Origin of the sequence: Vreelandella lionensis, assembly GCF_002087295.1 — a bacterium.
GTDB lineage: Bacteria > Pseudomonadota > Gammaproteobacteria > Pseudomonadales > Halomonadaceae > Vreelandella > Vreelandella lionensis.
Window position 1 is genome coordinate 294,892 of record NZ_MWVI01000050.1, and the last position, 17,731, is coordinate 312,622.

12 protein-coding genes and 5 pseudogenes are annotated in these 17,731 nt (G+C 57.7%); 11 read left to right on the top strand and 6 right to left on the bottom strand.

Annotation, left to right across the window (positions count from 1 at the left end):
• The first annotated feature begins 153 nt into the window (after nt 1–153).
• From dctP to B4967_RS07060, 3 genes and pseudogenes are all read left to right on the top strand, one after another.
• Nucleotides 154–1,258: pseudogene (gene dctP / locus B4967_RS07050) on the top strand (TRAP transporter substrate-binding protein DctP).
• A 63-nt stretch (nt 1,259–1,321) separates the two neighbouring features.
• On the top strand, nt 1,322–1,825 hold the full coding sequence (locus B4967_RS07055; RefSeq protein ID WP_083024367.1) for a TRAP transporter small permease subunit: 504 nt from the start codon (nt 1,322–1,324) through the stop codon (nt 1,823–1,825).
• Nucleotides 1,822–3,144, top strand: a pseudogene (locus B4967_RS07060) (TRAP transporter large permease). The gene B4967_RS07055 and the pseudogene B4967_RS07060 overlap by 4 nt, the downstream one beginning before the upstream one ends.
• A gap of 76 nt (nt 3,145–3,220) precedes the next feature.
• On the opposite strand, the gene B4967_RS07065 reads toward B4967_RS07060, so the two are convergent.
• A complete protein-coding gene (locus tag B4967_RS07065; protein WP_083024369.1) occupies nt 3,221–4,228 on the bottom strand; it encodes a LacI family DNA-binding transcriptional regulator in 1,008 nt (335 codons plus the stop codon).
• Nucleotides 4,229–4,253: 25 nt separating this feature from the next.
• Nucleotides 4,254–5,192: a 3-hydroxyacyl-CoA dehydrogenase gene (locus tag B4967_RS07070; protein WP_083024372.1), complete on the bottom strand. Its 939-nt coding sequence runs from the start codon at nt 5,190–5,192 to the stop codon at nt 4,254–4,256.
• Between the two features lie 236 nt (nt 5,193–5,428).
• Here B4967_RS07070 and hisD point away from each other — a divergent pair, with 236 nt between their 5' ends.
• The 5 genes from hisD (at nt 5,429) to B4967_RS07085 (ending at nt 9,360) form a co-directional block, all read left to right on the top strand.
• A complete protein-coding gene (gene hisD / locus B4967_RS07075; RefSeq protein WP_083024374.1) occupies nt 5,429–6,739 on the top strand; it encodes a histidinol dehydrogenase in 1,311 nt (436 codons plus the stop codon).
• On the top strand, nt 6,736–7,062 hold the full coding sequence (locus B4967_RS20180; RefSeq protein WP_139794427.1) for an SDR family NAD(P)-dependent oxidoreductase: 327 nt from the start codon (nt 6,736–6,738) through the stop codon (nt 7,060–7,062). Before hisD ends, B4967_RS20180 begins: the two co-directional genes overlap by 4 nt.
• 31 nt (nt 7,063–7,093) lie before the next feature.
• Complete coding sequence (locus B4967_RS20185; protein WP_279384670.1) at nt 7,094–7,330, top strand: SDR family NAD(P)-dependent oxidoreductase; 237 nt, start codon at nt 7,094–7,096, stop codon at nt 7,328–7,330.
• On the top strand, nt 7,242–7,490 hold the full coding sequence (locus tag B4967_RS20190; protein WP_279384666.1) for an SDR family NAD(P)-dependent oxidoreductase: 249 nt from the start codon (nt 7,242–7,244) through the stop codon (nt 7,488–7,490). Before B4967_RS20185 ends, B4967_RS20190 begins: the two co-directional genes overlap by 89 nt.
• Before the next feature lie 169 nt (nt 7,491–7,659).
• Entirely contained in the window at nt 7,660–9,360 is a 1,701-nt protein-coding gene (locus tag B4967_RS07085; RefSeq protein WP_083024376.1) for an ABC transporter permease, read from the top strand.
• 13 nt (nt 9,361–9,373) lie between these two features.
• Here the strand turns inward: B4967_RS07085 and B4967_RS07090 are convergent.
• Nucleotides 9,374–10,472, bottom strand: a pseudogene (locus B4967_RS07090) (ABC transporter ATP-binding protein).
• A gap of 224 nt (nt 10,473–10,696) precedes the next feature.
• Here B4967_RS07090 and B4967_RS07095 point away from each other — a divergent pair.
• Nucleotides 10,697–11,722 (top strand): Fe(3+) ABC transporter substrate-binding protein, encoded by a 1,026-nt coding sequence (locus B4967_RS07095; protein ID WP_083024378.1) that lies wholly within the window; start codon nt 10,697–10,699, stop codon nt 11,720–11,722.
• Between the two features lie 112 nt (nt 11,723–11,834).
• Here B4967_RS07095 and polA read toward each other — a convergent pair.
• From polA to B4967_RS21260, 3 genes and pseudogenes are all read right to left on the bottom strand, one after another.
• A pseudogene (gene polA / locus B4967_RS21250) lies at nt 11,835–13,603 on the bottom strand (DNA polymerase I).
• Complete coding sequence (locus B4967_RS21255) at nt 13,590–14,438, bottom strand: 5'-3' exonuclease (protein ID WP_422821846.1); 849 nt, start codon at nt 14,436–14,438, stop codon at nt 13,590–13,592. Before B4967_RS21255 ends, polA begins: the two are co-directional and overlap by 14 nt.
• 71 nt (nt 14,439–14,509) lie before the next feature.
• Nucleotides 14,510–14,599 (bottom strand): annotated as a pseudogene (locus B4967_RS21260) (hypothetical protein); the annotation flags it as partial.
• Nucleotides 14,600–14,771: 172 nt separating this feature from the next.
• Here B4967_RS21260 and B4967_RS07105 point away from each other — a divergent pair.
• Both B4967_RS07105 and speA read left to right on the top strand, forming a co-directional pair.
• Nucleotides 14,772–15,731 carry a homoserine kinase gene (locus B4967_RS07105; RefSeq protein WP_044630136.1) on the top strand — a complete coding sequence of 320 codons (960 nt, stop codon included), beginning with the start codon at nt 14,772–14,774 and terminating at the stop codon, nt 15,729–15,731.
• Nucleotides 15,728–17,650 (top strand): biosynthetic arginine decarboxylase, encoded by a 1,923-nt coding sequence (gene speA, locus B4967_RS07110; protein WP_083024379.1) that lies wholly within the window; start codon nt 15,728–15,730, stop codon nt 17,648–17,650. Before B4967_RS07105 ends, speA begins: the two co-directional genes overlap by 4 nt.
• Nucleotides 17,651–17,731 lie beyond the last annotated feature (81 nt).

A 17,731-nucleotide genomic window follows, 5' to 3' on the forward strand; every position in this document is an offset into this window, starting at 1 on the left:
GATATTGCGTTGCAGCGGGTGGTGTGTGCTAGCTTAGCAATTCAGCGCAGCGTTGTTTTACTTTACGTAAACGTCAGCCTGCTCGCTGTACTTTCCTGCTTTCAGGTCTCCAACACTAATAACGCTAACCGCCAAAGTACCAGGAAACACACAATGAAAAAGATTACAAAATTCGCATTGACCAGCCTTGCCGCTGGCGTCGCTTTCGCCGCCCTCACGTCTACCGCCCAAGCCCAAGAGCAGTGGACCATGACCACCACTTGGCCGGAGAACTTGGATCTGATCAAGATTGATCAGCACTGGGCCGAGCTGGTCAACCAGCTGGCCGGTGACGAAGTGCAGATCAATTTCCGTGCAGGCGGCACGCTGATGCCTGGCACCGAAGTGTTTGATGCCACCGAAACCGGTGCGATCCAAGCCGCAGGTGACTGGCCAGGCTACTGGGCCGGCCTGAACCCAGCGTTCTCGCCGCTGGCCACAACGACCAGCCTGTTTAACGCCGTTGACTATATCAACTGGATTCAGCAGTGGGGCGGCCGTGAACTCTATGAAGAGATCTATGGCCAGTACAACATGATGTACCTGCCCTACGCCGCCCTGAATAACGAGTCAGGCTTTATGGGCCGCACGCCGATTGAGAGCATTGCGGACCTGGAAGGCAAGCGCCTGCGTCTTTCTGGCCGTGACCAAGGTCGCGTGCTTGAAGAGCTAGGCGGTTCACAGGTCACGCTGGCCGGTGGCGAAGTGTACCAAGCCATTGAGCGCGGCGTGATTGACGCGGGTGAATTCTCCACCCCCGGCGTTGACTTCAATGCAGGCTTTGCCGAAGTAGCCGAGTACTGGGCCACCCCAGGCTGGCACCAGTCCGCTAGCGTATTCGGCGTCATGATCAACCTTGATGCGTGGAATGCGCTGTCAGAAGAGACTCAGCAAAAGCTGAGAATTGCGGCTGACGCCACCATGGCATGGTCACTGGCTTGGTCTGAAGCGCGAATCCACAGACGCTACCCAGAAATTTATTGATGCCGGCGTTACCATCAATCAGTTCTCTGACGAAGACTTGGCGCGCATCCAAGAGATCACGAACGAAGTGATCGTGCGCGGTGCCTGTGAAAACCCAGACCACGCCAAGGTCTACCACTCCATGGTGACCTACCTTGAAGACTACGCACAATGGCGTGACGTGTCGGCTCCCTTCAACATGAGCCGTACCATGGAGAGCCTGCCCTCACTGGAAGAGATCGAAGCCTGCCTATAAGGCGCTTCTGTGCCGCCCCGGGGGACCGGGGCGGTTTTTTTGTGCTGACTGCGGAGATCTTCCATGAACGCGATTGCCAAGGCGATCGATGCATTTAACGAGCTGTTTGGCCGTATAGTCGCACCGTTAATTGCCATCATTACCCTGATTGTTCTGTACGACATTGCCTCACGTTTTTTCTTTGGCCGCCCCAGCGACTGGGCGTTTGACGTCACCAAAATGTTGTTTGGTGCTCACTTTATGCTGATGGCCGCTTATGGGCTGCGCCACCACGCTCACGTCGAGGTCGACGTGGTGAAGCGTCTGCTATCTCGCAAGAAACAGGCCGTGTTTGAAGTAATTGGATACCTCGTCTTTTTCGTTCCGTTTATTTGGCTGTTGCTCACCTATGGCTGGAGCTTCTTTGAGCGCTCTTTTTCCCGTGGTGAAACGACTTACGGCATGGTTTCAATTCCTGTTTATCCGGTAAAAGGCGTTATCGTCGTGGCAGCAGTGCTTATTTTGCTACAGGCGGTTGCCATCGTGCTGCGCGCCATCATGCAGCTGCGTGAGGAGAAATCCGCATGAGTGCCGAACTGCTAACGCTAGTAATGTTTGGTGGGCTGCTAGTTGGCCTATTTATGGGCCATCCGCTGGCGTTCGTGCTGGGCGGCATGGCGGTGATTGGTGCCTACCTCGGTCCTGGCATTAATACCCTGGGCATTATTATTAACAACGTCTATGGCAACGCCATGGATAACTATGTACTGGTCGCCATTCCGCTGTTTATTTTGATGGCACGTTTTCTCAACGACTCCGGCGTGACAGAAAAGATGTTTGACGCCATGCGTTTGCTGCTGGCGAACGTGCGCGGCGGCCTCGCCTTCACCGTCGTTGTTGTTTCCGTACTGCTGGCAGCCACGACCGGGATCGTCGGGGCCTTATTGCCGTGATGGGCATGATCGCCATGGTGCCCATGCTTAAGTCCGGCTACAACAAAGAGCTAAGCGCGGGTGCATTATGGCCAGCGGCTGCCTGGGCATTCTGATTCCGCCCAGCATCATGCTGATTCTAATGGCCAGCTACTCGCCTGTGTCGGTGGGTGCGCTGTTTGCCGGGGCACTGCTTCCTGGCCTACTGTTAGGCGTGATGTACGCCTGTATGTGGTGCTTATCTGCTGGCTGAAACCCAGCTACGGCCCCAAGGTGCCGAAAGAGGAGCGCGCGGAAGTCAGCACCAAAGAGCTGCTTATTATGCTGGGCAAGCACGTGGTGCCGCCGATGTCGCTGATTTTGGGCGTACTGGGCGCACTCTTCACCGGCATTGCCACCGCCACGGAAGCGTCCGCAATTGGTGTGTTTATCGCGTTTGTGCTGTTTTTAATCTTTGGCGCCCGCAAGCTCTCTACCTGCTACAACACGCTCATCGAAGCGGGTAAAACCACCACCATGGTGATGCTGGTACTGGTAGGGGCAACGGCATTTACCGGCGTGTTCTCCATTGGTGGCGGCATGACTGTGATCAGTGATTTTGTACTCGCCATGCCGGGCGGCACCTTTGGTGCGCTGCTGCTGATGCTGTTCCTGGTCTTTATTCTGGGTATGTTCCTGGATTGGACTGGCATCGTGCTGCTGAGCTTCCCGATTATGCTACCGATCATTTCCCAGATGGGCGTTGACGTACTGTGGTTCGTGGTGATGGTCGCTGTGGTGCTGCAAACCTCCTTCCTCACACCACCGTTTGGCTATGCACTGTTCTATCTGAAAGGGGTTGCCCCGCCTGGGGTTGAAATCGTTGACCTCTATAAAGCAGTGGTACCTTTTGTCGCGATCATTATCATCGCGTGTATTCTGATGTCGATCTTCCCTGTCCTGATCACAGGACTCCCCAGTATGCTGTTAGGCTAACCATCGCTAACGCAGCATTTTTAAACGCCGCCTTGTTCTCACAAGGCGGCGTGTTCGTTTCGGGTTGGTGAATCACTCAACGCTGCGAGCGGGCACTGTCTCGTACAATGGGCGTCACCGGCAGCACTTTGCGTTCGCCGGTCACCTGCCCGCTGGCAATTTGCCCCAGCAGTAAGGCGGTGGCTTCGTCGACCATCGCTTCAATAGGCTGTTGCACGGTGGTGAGTTGATAGCTGGGCCACGCGGCGACCGGAATATTATCGAACCCCACCACCGCCACCTCATTGGGCACCTGCAAACCTAGCTCTGCTTTCAAGGTATCGATCACCGCAATGGCCATATGATCGTTGGCCGCAAACACCGCATCGGGATAAACGTCTGCTTTAAAGAGCGCTCGCGTGGCGGCTTGTGCGGTGGCAAAGTCATAGTCACCGACGGCTTCTGCCCAACAGGCCACACCGTGCTCGGTAAGTGCATCTAGAAACCCCTGCCGCCGCTGGCTGCTGGTGGAGGAGTCTGCCAACCCTGCCAAAAACGCGATGCGCTCGCAGCCACTTTCCACCAAATGTTGGCCCACCCAATATCCGCCGCGATAGTTATCGCTGGCGACTTGGCTAACGCCTTCAAAAGCGACCGTGCGATTGATCATCACCACAGGAATGCCCCTGGCAACACACTCTTTGGCCAGGGACGACGACAGCGTGGCGGCTAACATCAAGATGCCGTCTGCTTGGCTTTGCAGAATATCCGACATCACGCTGGCGGTTTCCTGCTCATCGCTGCTCATAAACAGCAGCAGGTGATAGCCGTGCTGCTGAAAACGCCTTGATGCGTACTCAAGCATTTGCGCATAAAAAGGGTTATCCAACTGCGACATCACCACCGCAATGGTGCGCGATGAGCGGGTAATCAGCGAACGGGCAATCGCATTGGGTCGATAGCCGAGCTGCTGAGCAGCGGCCAGCACTTTCTCCTTCGTTTTGGGTGCAATACTCGCGTTTGGGGAGAAGCAGCGGCTCACCGCTGATTGCGACACCCCGGCAAGGTTAGCCACTTCCTGGGAGGTTACTGGCCGTTTTCTCATGATTACCTCTGTGATAGGCAGGCCGCTACGACGCGGGCTGCTGGCGTTTGTGGCCCATTAACGCCATTAAACGCCGGTCACGCCATACCTGGCGCTCGGCAAGTTCGTGGCTCGCCAACGCTGCGCGTCGTTCGTCGTCTAAGCGCTGCAACGTGACGTCTTCCCACGGGTTATCGCCGCTACGCTGAAGGTCTACATCACGATACAGCGGGCCATAGCGGCTGGCGTAGTCGACCACACCGGCAGGCGCATTTAAATCAATCGTTTCAAAGGGACCCATAAACGACCAGCGCAGCCCTAGGCCATGTTTCACGGTTCTATCCAAGTCTTCTGCGGAAACGTAGCCATCGCGAAACAAACGCAGCGCCTCATTCAGCAGCGCCCCCTGCAAACGGTTCAGGATAAACCCTTGCACCTCTTTTGCCACCAGGATGGGCTCTTGGCCCACCTGATGCATCAGTGCCATGGTGCGCTCGACGGTGTCGGTACTCGTGGTGTCACTAGGCGCGACTTCCACCAGCGGAATTAGGTAAGGGGGGTTCACCGGGTGAGCCACCAAACAGCGCTCTGGGTGCGTTAAATGGCCCGTAAATCGCGACGCCACGATGCCAGACGTCGAACTCGCCAAAATCGTCTTCGCCTCCACCACGGCTTCTAGCTGGGTATACATCGCCTGCTTGACCGCTACATTTTCTGGCCCACACTCCTGCACATACTCAACGCCAACCATGGCAAGCGCCAGGTCTGGCTGGCATTCAATACGCGCCAAAATAGCCGCAGGCTCCTCATCAACTAACCCGGCCCGATGCAGGTCTTGCAGTGACGCAGCGATAAACTCGCCAGCGTTTGCAAGCTGCGCGGCATCCACATCGTATAGCCGCACCGGCAAGCCTGCCCGCGCAAACACAATCGCCCACGCACGTCCAATCACCCCAGCCCCTACTACCGCCACTTGAGTCGCCATTATTCGTCCCGCCTTTGTTGTTAGCATGTTATGAGCAGCGTTTTACCCCTCACGATAACGGCCCGCTCAGCACTCGTTATCGCATCTCAACATAGCATGGCAACAAAGCATTTGCATTCGTATGCAACAGCGCCTAGCCTTACGCAATGCCAGCGTCCAAACGATGTCTTCATAACAATGCTGGCCGTGATTCCTTCACCTTCCTGCGACCACCACAATACCAATAAGGAGCGTTTATGATTCGCCACCTCAAAGCCGGTGCCTCCGTTGAAACCCGCGCCGAAGCCGACCGCCAAGTACGTGAAACCGTCGAAAAAACCTTGGCTGACATTCAAGCCCGCGGCGACCAAGCCGTGCGCGATCTATCGGAAAAATTTGATAACTGGTCACCTGAAAGCTTTCGCCTGAGCGATGCTGATATTGCACACGCGATGAGCCAAGTCGCCGAACGCGATTTGGAAGATATCCGCTTTGCCCAGGCGCAAATCCGTCGTTTTGCAGAAGCCCAGCTGGCCTCTATGCAGCCGGTGGAAATTGAGACCCGTCCTGGCGTCATCCTTGGCCACAAGCATGTGCCGATCAACGCAGTGGGCTGCTATATCCCTGGCGGTGCTTACCCCATGGTGGCGTCAGCCCATATGAGCGTTCTGACGGCAAAAATTGCCGGTGTGAAGCGCGTCATTGCCGCAGCCCCACCCTACAAGGGCAAACCGCACCCGGCGATTGTGACCGCCATGCATTTCGCCGGTGCCGATGAAATATTAGTTCTGGGCGGAGTGCAGGCCGTCGGTGCGATGGCCATTGGCACCGACACCATCGAGCCGGTCGATATGCTGGTAGGCCCAGGCAATGCGTTTGTTGCCGAAGCTAAGCGCCAGCTATATGGCCGTGTGGGTATTGACCTGTTTGCAGGTCCCACCGAAACACTAGTGATTGCCGATGAGAGCGTCGATGGCCTGCTGTGTGCCACCGACTTACTGGGGCAAGCGGAACACGGCCCAACCTCTCCTGCGGCGCTACTCACCAACTCTGAAAAACTGGCACAGGACACCCTAGCGGCTATTGATGAGCTGCTACAAAAACTGCCCACCGCCGAGATTGCGCGCCAAGCGTGGGAAACCCATGGGGAAATTATTGTCTGCGACAGCCATGACGAAATGCTGCAAGTCGCCAACGACATGGCCTACGAGCACGTGCAGGTGATGACGGAAGACCCGGACTTTTACCTTAACAATATGACCAACTACGGGGCGCTGTTCCTTGGCCCGCGCACCAACGTCGCTTACGGCGACAAGGTCATCGGCACTAATCACACCTTGCCGACGAAAAAAGCGGCGCGTTATACCGGCGGCCTGTGGGTCGGTAAATTCTTGAAAACCTGCACTTACCAACGCGTATTAACCGACGAAGCCTCGGCTGAGATTGGCAGCTACTGCTCACGGCTATGCACCCTGGAAGGGTTTGCAGGCCACGCCGAGCAAGCCAACGAGCGGGTACGCCGCTATGGTAAGCGAGACGTTCCTTACGCCTCGGCGGTGGATGCATGAACCTACCGCGCACGCCCAGCCTACAGTTAACCGGAAAGCGCGCGCTGGTCACCGGCGCAAGCCAAGGTATTGGCTTTGCTTGCGCCTGCGCACTCGCTCAGGCGGGTGCGTGTGTCACTTTGATAGCACGCAATGAAGAGACGTTAAATAGTGCTGTTAGCGCCCTGCGTGCGGCTGGCTTGCAGGCCAAAGGGCTTGCCTTGGATGTCAGCGACCACGCTGCACTGCAGAAAGCAATCGCAGGACAAGCGTTCGATATTCTGGTCAATAATGCGGGCACTAACCGGCCTAAACCGCTCAACGAGATCACCGACGATGACTAATGCAGCGGTCATGGATCTCAATGTTCGTGCTATGTATTTCATCACCCAAGCCGTGGTGAAGCATATGCCTGCGGGCGGCAGCGTGATCAATATCTCATCGCAAATGGGTCATGTGGGGGCGGTTAATCGTAGCCTCTACTGCGCCTCTAAAAGCCGCCGTAGAAGGAATGACAAAAGCCATGGCGGTAGAGTTAGGCCCAAGGGAAATTCGCGTAAACACCTTGTGCCCGACCTTTATCGAAACCCCCATGACAAAGCCCTTCTTTGAAGAGCCCGGCTTTAGGGAGCGTGTGCTGGCTAACATCCCCTTGGGGCGATTAGGCCAGATTGAAGACCTGATGGGCCCGGTGGTGTTTTTAGCTTCTCCTGCGTCCGCCTTGGTAACGGGCAGCGCGCTAATGGTCGATGGCGGCTGGACTGCACATTAACCGCTCGCTGTCTGTCTAAAGCGCCTGTCACAACGAACCCTGCCCTTCGGCAGGGTTTTTTAATCGTCAGAGGGTTAGCTGCACCCCACTGACGCAAGTGATACTATTTGCAACCGCTATTTTTTCGCATTGACGAGCCATGCTGCCCCTCGTCCAAGGAGCCAACGACGTGTCTACACCTGCTCGCCGGTCACCATCGGCTCTGCTTTCAGGTTTCGCATCACGCTTTACGCTGTCGCTTAACCCTTGGTCAATTGCACTTTTTCTGATTGCCCTGATTGTGGCACTGCCTATTTTGGTCGTGCTTGGCCATATCGTGATGCCCACCGAAGGCGTTTGGCAGCACTTGGCCAGCACGGTTCTGCCTCGCTACTTATCCAACACCTTCTGGCTGGTACTGTGGGTGGGGTTAGGCACACTGGTAATTGGCACAGGGACCGCTTGGCTGGTGGTGATGTGTCGCTTCCCCGGCAAGCGCCTATTTGAGTGGGCGCTACTGCTGCCGCTGGCGGTGCCGACCTATGTGATTGCTTATGCCTACACCGATTTTCTACAGGTGGCGGGGCCGCTACAAAGCCTGCTGCGGGAGTGGTTTCACTGGCAGGTCGGCGACTACTACTTCCCCAATGTACGCTCGTTGGGGGGCGCTGCCACGCTGATCACCTTCGTGCTTTACCCCTATGTGTACCTGCTGGCCCGCGCTTCCTTCTTAGAGCAGTCGGTGTGCGTCTTGGATGTCGGCCGCACGCTAGGGCGCGGCCCCTGGCGTTTATTTGCCAGCGTTGCGCTGCCGCTGGCGCGCCCAGCGCTGGTGGGTGGCGTGTCGCTGGTGTTGATGGAGACGCTCAATGAGTTTGGCGCGGTGCAGTTCTTTGGCGTGGACACATTTACCACCGGTATTTACCGTACCTGGTTTGGCCTGGGCGAGCCGATTGCCGCTGCCCAGCTCGCCGCCTGCTTGCTTACTTTTGTGATTGCCTTTGTGCTGCTGGAGCGCTGGTCACGAGGTAAGCGTCGCTACTTCCATACCACCAACCGCTATCAGCAGTTGCCGGAGTATCGCCTGCACGGCTGGCACGCAGTGGGCGCGACGCTGGCTTGTCTGCTCCCCGTTACCATCGGCTTTATGCTACCCAGCGGTATTCTGCTGGAAATGGCGATTACTACCGGCGACAGCCTATTTGGCACGCGTTTTATCGGCTTTGCCATGAACAGTTTAAGCCTGGCTACGGGGGCAGCGCTGATTGCGGTGGGGCTGGCGGTGCTGCTGAGCTACGGCGTGCGGCTGGACAACTCCCCCAGCGCGCGACTGTTTACCCGCATTGCGGCGATGGGTTACGCCATTCCTGGCTCGGTGGTGGCCGTGGGTATTTTGATTCCGTTTGCCTGGCTGGATAACGCGCTCAACACTTGGCTTCACACCCATTACGATAAGATCATCGGGCTGGTGTTTAGCGGCACGGCGTTCATCTTGATTTACGCCTATGTGGTGCGCTTTTTGGCGGTGTCGTTTAACGCAGTAGAGGCGAGCCTGGGCAAAGTGACGCCAAGCATGGACGCCGCCTCGCGCACCTTAGGGCAAACTGCCGGCGGCACATTGCGGCGCATTCATACGCCACTGATGCGCAGCAGCCTATTGGCCGCGGGCATTCTGGTGTTTGTGGATGTGATGAAGGAGCTGCCCGCCACGATTATTTTGCGCCCGTTTAACTTCGATACGCTGGCGGTGCGTGCTCACAGTTTGGCGTCCGATGAGCGCTTGGCGGAGGCCTCGACGGCCTCGTTGACAATTGTGGTAGTCGGCATCTTGCCGGTGATTCTACTCAGCCTGGCGATGCGCCGGGCGCGCCCAGGCAGCCAAGCTGAGTAATTAAAACGCGCAACTAACGCGGAAAGATAAACACTTGGGAGTGGTCGTGGTCGATATCGATCGGCTGCCCCTCCTGGGGCAGGAAGACCCCTGGCACCCGGGCGTGCAGGTGCGCTTCTTGGCCATCAGCACCGTGGGCACATAGGTGAATCAAGCTAGTGCGGCCCAGTAGTTTCGCCATCACCACGTGGCTGTGGCTGTGGGTTTCCGCAGGCAGGTCGCGCTCTTTGATACGCAGCGCCTCCGGGCGGATCATCACCTGGGCCTGGCTACCCTCTGGCAGCCAGCTGGCATCTATGTCGCCTACCGGCGTTTGTACCACGCCTCCTTCCAACCATCCCTTCAAGCTCGTTCACTTCCCCAAAGAAGGTCACCACAAATGGGTCGACGGGAGCGCAGTAAAGCTCCCGCGGGGTACCCGTTTGGACGATTTTGCCATCGCGCATCAAGGCGATGCGGTCGGCCATAAACATCGCTTCTTCCGGGTCGTGAGTCACCAGCAGCGTGGCCGAGCCCAGCTTTTTCAACACGTGCAGCGTATCGTCGCGAATCCGAGCACGCAGCCGAGCGTCCAGGCTGGAGAAGGGTTCATCCAACAGCATTAGCTTGGGCGTAGGTGCCAGAGCTCGGGCCAGCGCCACGCGCTGCTGCTGACCGCCGGAGAGCATATGCGGGTAGGTATCGGCGTAGTCAGCCATGCCAAGCTGGGTTAATAGCTCCAGCGCACGTTCACGGCGCTGGCTGGAGGGCAGATGCTTTAAGCCGAAAGTGCCATTTTCCAACACGCTAAGATGGGGGAACAGCGCCGAATCCTGAAACGCCAGCCCGACGTTGCGCTTTTCCGGCGGTACATGGCGTTTGCCGGGGGCGGCAATGGCCTGCCCTTCCAGGCTGACGGTGCCTTCTTGGACCACTTCCAGCCCTGCCGCAATGCGCAGTAGCGTGGTTTTACCGCAGCCGGAAGGGCCAGGCAGGCAGACCACTTCGCCCTGAGCAATGTCGGGATCAATACCTTTAACAACTTTGTTAGCCGCACACGTATGCTGAACATCGCGTAGCGACAGCGCCGATGCAGGTGCTGCCACCTCAGAAAGGGACACAGTTGCCGTCATTCGTTCACCCATGGTTTGTTCGCCGGGAGAGCGCTGACCGCTCAGCCATTGCGAACACGGTTGAAAGTTATTTGCATTCTATTTTCTATTGGCGTGAGATGCACGTCTAGGCACAAAAAGTGATGCGAGTCATTAGCATTTCGCTTGACGTCCGTCGAACAAGGCGTTTCAATACGCCATGACGGTAATGCAACTTATTATCATAAACATTCAGGGTATTTGTTATGAAACAAGCACGTCTTACGGCCTCCGTAGCTGCCATCATGGCCGGTTCTGCGTTCGCCAGCAGCGCACTCGCTAATGAAGTCAACATCTACTCCGCACGCCATTACGACTCTGACGAAATTCTCTACCAAGCGTTCACTGAAGAGACAGGCATTGAAGTAAACGTGCTGGAAGGCGATGCCAACCAACTGATGGAGCGTATGCAGCGTGAAGGCGTGGCTAGCCCCGCCGACGTTATGCTGACCGTAGATGCAGGCAACCTGTGGCGCGCCGAGCAAGACGGCATTTTTCAAAGCGTAGACTCTGATGTTCTCAACGAGCGCCTGCCGGAATCCATGCGTCACCCAGAAGGCATGTGGTTTGGCTTTAGCCAGCGCGCCCGCGTGATCTACTACAACCGCGAAAACTTCGACCCGAGCCAGATTGCTACCTACGAAGATCTTGCCGACCCGCAGTTTGAAGGCCAAGTGTGTATCCGTTCTTCCAACAACATCTACAACCAGTCACTACTGGCATCGCTGATTGAACACCACGGCGAAGAGGGCGCGCAGGAGTGGGCCCAGGGCGTTGTGAACAACATGGCCCGCGACCCCGAAGGCGGTGATACCGATCAGATTCTTGGCGTTGCCAGCGGCGAGTGCAACCTAGCGGTTGGTAACCACTACTACTACGTGCGTATGCTGCACTCTGACGATGCCGCCGAGCGTGAAGCCGCGCGCAAAGTCGGCGTGATCTTCCCCAACCAGGATGACCGCGGTACCCACGTGAACGTAGGTGGTGCAGGCTTAGTCGCCAACGCGCAAAACCCGGAAAACGGCATTCGCTTCCTGGAGTTCCTGGCCTCTGACCAAGCGCAAGAAGTGCTGGCCGAGCGTAACTACGAGTTCCCGGTGGTAGAAGGCGTGAAGAAAAACCCGGTCCTGGAGTCTTGGGGCGATTTCGCTAAAGACGACATCAACATCAGCATCCTGGGTGAGAACAACCCGGAAGCGGTACGTATCTTCGACCGCGTCGGCTGGCGTTAAGCGCGGCTTGGGCACACGCTTTTGAAGCCGGTGCCTAAGTAACGCACTAAACACAACCCCCGCAGCGACCACTGCGGGGGTTGTGTGTTATAGGCGAGTACTCACTCGTTCGTTAGTGAGCTTCATCCCAATTCGCGCCGCTTTGCGCTTCCACAATCAGCGGAACGCTGAGCGATGCTGCGGCCTGCATGCGTGTCTGCACTTGCTCAATAAAGCTATCTACCTGCTGCTCGGCTACTTCAAACACCAGTTCATCATGCACCTGCATGACCATCAGCGCATCGAACTCCCCTTCCGCTAGCCACGCATCCACATCAATCATCGCCTGTTTGATAATATCCGCCGCCGTGCCCTGCATCGGCGCGTTGATTGCCGTGCGCTCGGCCCCTTGGCGGCGGTTGCGGTTTTGCGAGTGAATCTCTGGCAGGTATAAAGCCGTCCCATCACGGTTTCGACGAAGCCATCTTCCGCTGCTTGGGTACGAATGCGGTCCATATAGCGGGCGACACCTGGGTAGCGGTCAAAGTAGCGGTCGATGTAGGTTTGGGCCTGGTTGCGGTCAATACGCAGCTGACGGGCCAGCCCCCAGGCGCTCATGCCGTAAATCAAGCCAAAGTTAATCGCCTTAGCGCTGCGCCGCTGGTCGCCGGACACCTTCTCCAGCGAGGTGCCAAAAACTTCTGCCGCGGTAGCGGTGTGGATATCGCGCCCTTCGGCAAACGCTTCCAGCAGCCCTTTATCTTCCGAAAGGTGCGCCATAATACGCAGCTCGATCTGCGAGTAGTCCGCCGCCACAATACGGTAGCCAGGGCGCGCCACGAATGCTTGGCGAATCTTACGGCCCTCTTCGGTGCGGATGGGAATATTCTGCAGGTTGGGGTCTGACGACGACAGCCGCCCGGTGGCCGTAACCGCCTGATGATAGCTGGTGTGTACCCGCCCGGTGGTTTTGTTGAGCAGGCGCGGCAGCTTATCGGTGTAGGTGGATTTCAGCTTGGCCAGCCCGCGGTGCTGCATAATCACCTTGGGCAGCGGGTAGTCCAGCGCCAACTCCTCGAGCACCGCCTCCGCCGTGGAGGGCGCGCCTTTGGGGGTTTTCTTGATGACTGGGATTTTCTGCTCTTCAAACAGAATCTGCCCCAGTTGCTTGGGCGAGCCCAAATTGAACTCACGGCCCGCCAGCTCGAAAGCTTCACTCTCTAACTCGCGAATACGCTGATCCAACTGCTGGCTCTGCTCGTACAGGCGCTCGGCATCCACGGCCACGCCGTTACGCTCGATGCGCGACAGCACGCTGATTAGCGGTAGCTCAAGGTGGTCGAGCACCTCGGCCAAGCGCCCTTCCCGCTCCACTTGGGGGCGCAGCGTGTCCTGTAGGCGCAGGGTGATATCTACATCCTCGCAGGCGTAGGGAGCCGCTTGCTCTAGGGCAATCTGGTTAAAGGTGAGCTGCTTGGCGCCTTTGCCCGCGATCTCTTCAAACGAAATGGTTTTCTCGCCCAGGTACTTCAGCGCCAGCGAATCCATATCGTGACGCGTCGCAGTGGAGTTGAGCACGTAGGAGGCCAGCATGGTATCGGCAAACGGGCCAACGACAGAAATGTCGTAGTTCGCCAGTACGGAAATATCGTATTTGAGGTTTTGACCAATTTTGGTTTTGGCCGGATCTTCCAGCAGTGGTTTTAACGCTGCCAGCACCGCTTTGCGATCAAGCTGCTGGGGGGCATCCAAGTAATCATGGGCCACCGGAATATAGGCAGCTTCCCCGGCTTCCAGCGACACGCCGATACCCACAATTTCTGCATCCATGTAGTTGAGGCTGGTGGTTTCCAAGTCGAAGCAGAAACGTTCGGCCTTGCTCAACCGCTCAAGCCCACGCATTCAGCTCAGCCTGCTCGGTAACCACGTAGTCATGGCGCTGGCTAGGGGCGGCGTCCAGCGTATCATCAGCGCTTGCGGGGGCAGGCTCGCCGCCTTTTACATCGTCCACGCCTTCGTCGTTGCCTTCCAGCAATTCCGCCAGCCACTGCTTAAACTCCATCGTTTTATAGAGTTCCACCAACGCTTCGCGGTCCGGGTGGGCAATGTCTAAATCATCCAGCCCCACCGGCAGGTCGCAGTCGGTTTTGATCGTCGCTAACTGATAGGAGAGAAACGCTTGCTCGCGGTGCTCTTCAAGCTTTTTAGGCAGCGTTTTGGCACCACGAAAACCAAGGGTGGTCACGCGCTCTAAATCGCCATAAATCGTGTCTAAACCGCCGCCCATTCCTTGCAAAAGGCCAATGGCGGTTTTCCCGCCCACCCCAGGCACGCCGGGGATGTTGTCCACCTTGTCGCCCATCAGTGCGAGGAAGTCGATAATCAACGCCGGCGGCAGGCCGAACTTCTCCTCGACTCCCGCTTCATCGAGGGTCTCGTCTTTCATGGTATTTACCAGCGTGATGTGGCCATTTACCAGCTGAGCCATATCTTTATCGCCGGTGGAGATCACCGCATCGCGGCCTGCCTGGGTAGCGTGGTGGGCCAGGGTGCCAATCACGTCGTCCGCCTCGACGCCTTCAACGCACAGCAGCGGCAAGCCCAGCGCTTTAACACAGGCGTGCAGCGGCTCGATCTGGCTGCGTAGGTCATCCGGCATGGGTGGGCGGTGGGCCTTGTACTCGCTATACATCTCATCGCGAAAGGTTTTGCCCGGCGCATCGAACACCACTGCCATGGGGCTATCGGGGTAGTCTTAATCAGCCGTTTGAGCATATTCAGCACGCCCTTCACGGCCCCGGTCGGCTGACCGTGAGAGGTCGTTAGCGGCGGCAGCGCATGAAACGCGCGATAGAGGTACGAAGAGCCATCGACAAGCACGATTGGGGCACGGGCCATAACCAAATTCCATAGTCAGCAAAACGGTAAGAACATCTGCTCTCTATGATACGCGCTCAACGCCTAACCTGCAGAAAAGAGCCCTAAAACTCGCTACTCTTCACCACACAACGCTGCCAACTGGCGCGGCAAGCCGCTACAATAATCGCTTAGCAACCTGGGCGAGATTCTCATGGCAGTATTCACCCCGCTTAGCGACGCACAGGTCGCCGCGTTTTTGGAAAAATTTGATGTTGGCAGCTTTGTTGCGCTTCAAGGCGTGGCAGGCGGCACGGAGAACTCGACGTTTTTCGTGACCACCGACCGCCGCGAGCTGGTGCTCACCCTGTTTGAGCAAGGCGAACACGAAGAGCTGCCGTTTTTTGTTGAGTTGCTCGATTACTTAGACGAGCACCGCTTGCCGGTGCCCGGCACTATTCATGACCGCGAAGGCGTGGCGCTGCACAGCCTGGCGGGCAAGCCTGCGCTGCTGTTCCCGCGCCTGCCGGGCAAGCACCCCAGCGCCCCCAACCTTGCCCAGTGCCAAGCGTTGGGCAGCACGCTTGGGCAGATGCATAAAGTATCGCAGCACTTTCCCGGGCATCGCCCCAACCCCCGTGACCTGCACTGGCTGCGGGCGGTACACCATAAGGTGCTCACCTACATCAGCCCTGACGATCAAACGCTGATGAAGAACGCAGTGGATGATTTCGAGAGCGAATTTAGCCAGCATGGCGAGCTCCCCCAAGGAGCAGTGCATGGCGATTTGTTCCGCGATAACACGCTGTTCGAGGGCGACGCCCTGGGCGGTATTATCGATTTTTATAACGGCTGCACCGGTGACTTGCTGTTTGATCTGGCGATTGTAATTAACGACTGGGCCTCCAATGAGGACGGTTCGCTGAACGCCGAGCGTTACAACGCCATTTTAAGCGCCTATCAAGCGCGCCGCCCGCTGACCGAATCCGAACGCACGCTTTGGCCGACGATGCTGCGCATGACCGCACTGCGTTATTGGCTGTCACGGCTGCTGGTGGTGTATGTCGACCCACCGGCCCATGACTTAACTCCCCACGACCCCGAGCGCTTCCGCGTGATTCTTAAAGCACGCATCGCGTTTGGCGCACTCCCGATTCCAGAGGCATCTTCATGAGTGAAATGGCAACGACCAGCAGCCCCGCCGTGCGTGCCCGCCGCACTTGGAACATGGACCAGTGGGGCAGCGGCTACTTTGACGTCGACGACCACGGCCAAGCCCTGGTGCGCCCGCTGGGCAGCGATGCGGAAGGCCCGGCGCTGCCTATCAGTGCGTTAGTCCGTCAGTTACAGGCGGCGGGGTTACGCTTACCGGTGCTGGTGCGCTTTAGCGATATTCTTCACGATCGCGTCGAACAGCTCTGCGGTGCCTTTGACGCCGCCATGCAGGACGTGGACTACCAGGGCGGCTATACCGCGGTTTACCCGATTAAGGTGAACCAGCAGCGTCGGGTGGTAGAAGAGATTCTCGCTACCTCTGAGCGGGGTAATGGCCGTGTGGGCTTGGAAGCGGGCAGCAAGCCTGAACTGCTGGCGGTGCTGGCGCTGTCAGATAGCGGCTCCTCACTGATCGTGTGTAACGGCTACAAAGACCGCGAGTACGTGCGCCTTGCGCTCCTGGGCGAGAAGCTCGGCCACAAAGTGTATCTGGTGGTGGAGAAGCTCTCCGAGCTGGAGCTGATTTTAGAAGAGGCCCGCGAGCTGGACGTAACCCCGCGCATTGGCCTGCGCGCGCGGCTGGCCTCGGTGGGTAAAGGCAAGTGGCAGAATACTGGCGGTGAGAAGTCGAAGTTCGGTCTCACCGCCAGCCAGATTCTGGAAGTGGTCGAAACCCTACGCGCCCAGGACGCTCTGGCCAGCCTACAGCTGGTGCATTTCCACCTGGGGTCGCAAATCGCCAACATCCGCGATATTCAGCGCGGCCTGCGGGAGTGCGCGCGCTTCTATCAAAACCTGATGAGCCTGGGCGCGCCCATCGACACCGTCGATGTGGGCGGCGGCTTAGGGATCGACTACGAAGGCACCCGTTCGCGCAGCTACTGCTCGGCTAACTACTCCATGCAGGAGTACGCCCGCAACGTGGTTAGCGCGTTCTCACAGCTCTGCCAGGAAGCCGACCTGCCCCAGCCGCACCTGATCAGTGAATCCGGCCGTTCGCTCACCGCCCACCATGCGGTGCTGATCACCAATGTCATTGGTGAAGAGCGCGTCAACGACACGCCGCCAGAGCGCGCAACCCAGGAAGAAGATCCGCAGGTAGAAGAGCTGTGGCGGGTGTTTGACCAGTTGGCCGACACCCAAGAGCCGCGGGTGCTGGTAGAAGCCTGGCACGACTTGCTGCAGGCGGTGAGCGAGCTACACGACCGTTTTGTACTAGGGCTGAGTAACATCAATGCCCGCGCCGAAGGCGAGCGCCTCTACATGGCCGCCTGCACGCGCCTGCGTGGGAAGCTGGATACCCGCAACCGCGCGCACCGGGAAATCATGGACGAGCTGGCCGAAAAATTGGCCGACAAGCTGTTCGTTAACTTCTCGCTGTTCCAGTCAGTGCCAGACGTGTGGGGCATCGAGCAGATTTTCCCCGTGCTACCACTCAGTGGGCTGGACAAAGCGCCCACCCGCCGTGCGGTGATCCAGGACATCACCTGCGACTCTGATGGCCGTATCGATAGCTATGTGGATGGCCAAGGGGTAGAAACCACCCTGCCGCTGCCTGAGTGGGCCAATAACGACGAGCGCTGGTTAGGCTTCTTCCTGGTGGGCGCCTACCAGGAGATTCTTGGCGACCTGCACAACCTGTTCGGCGATACCGATTCGGTGGATGCAGCGCTAGGTGAAGATGGCGAGTGGGTGCTCTCTAACCCGCAGGCGGGGGATTCGGTGGCCAACGTATTGGCCTACGTGAACTTCGACGCCCGAGTTTTGAAGCAAAAACTCACCGAGCAGCTGGTGACCAGTGGCTTCTCTGCCGAGGAGCAAGCCCACTTTGCCGCCAGCCTGACCGAAGGCCTAGAGGGCTACACCTACCTGGAGTAACCCTTCACCGGCTTAACGCGTTTATCAAGTAGGAAGGGGAGTCGCCTCCCCTGTCCTCTCACACCACCGGGCATACGGTTC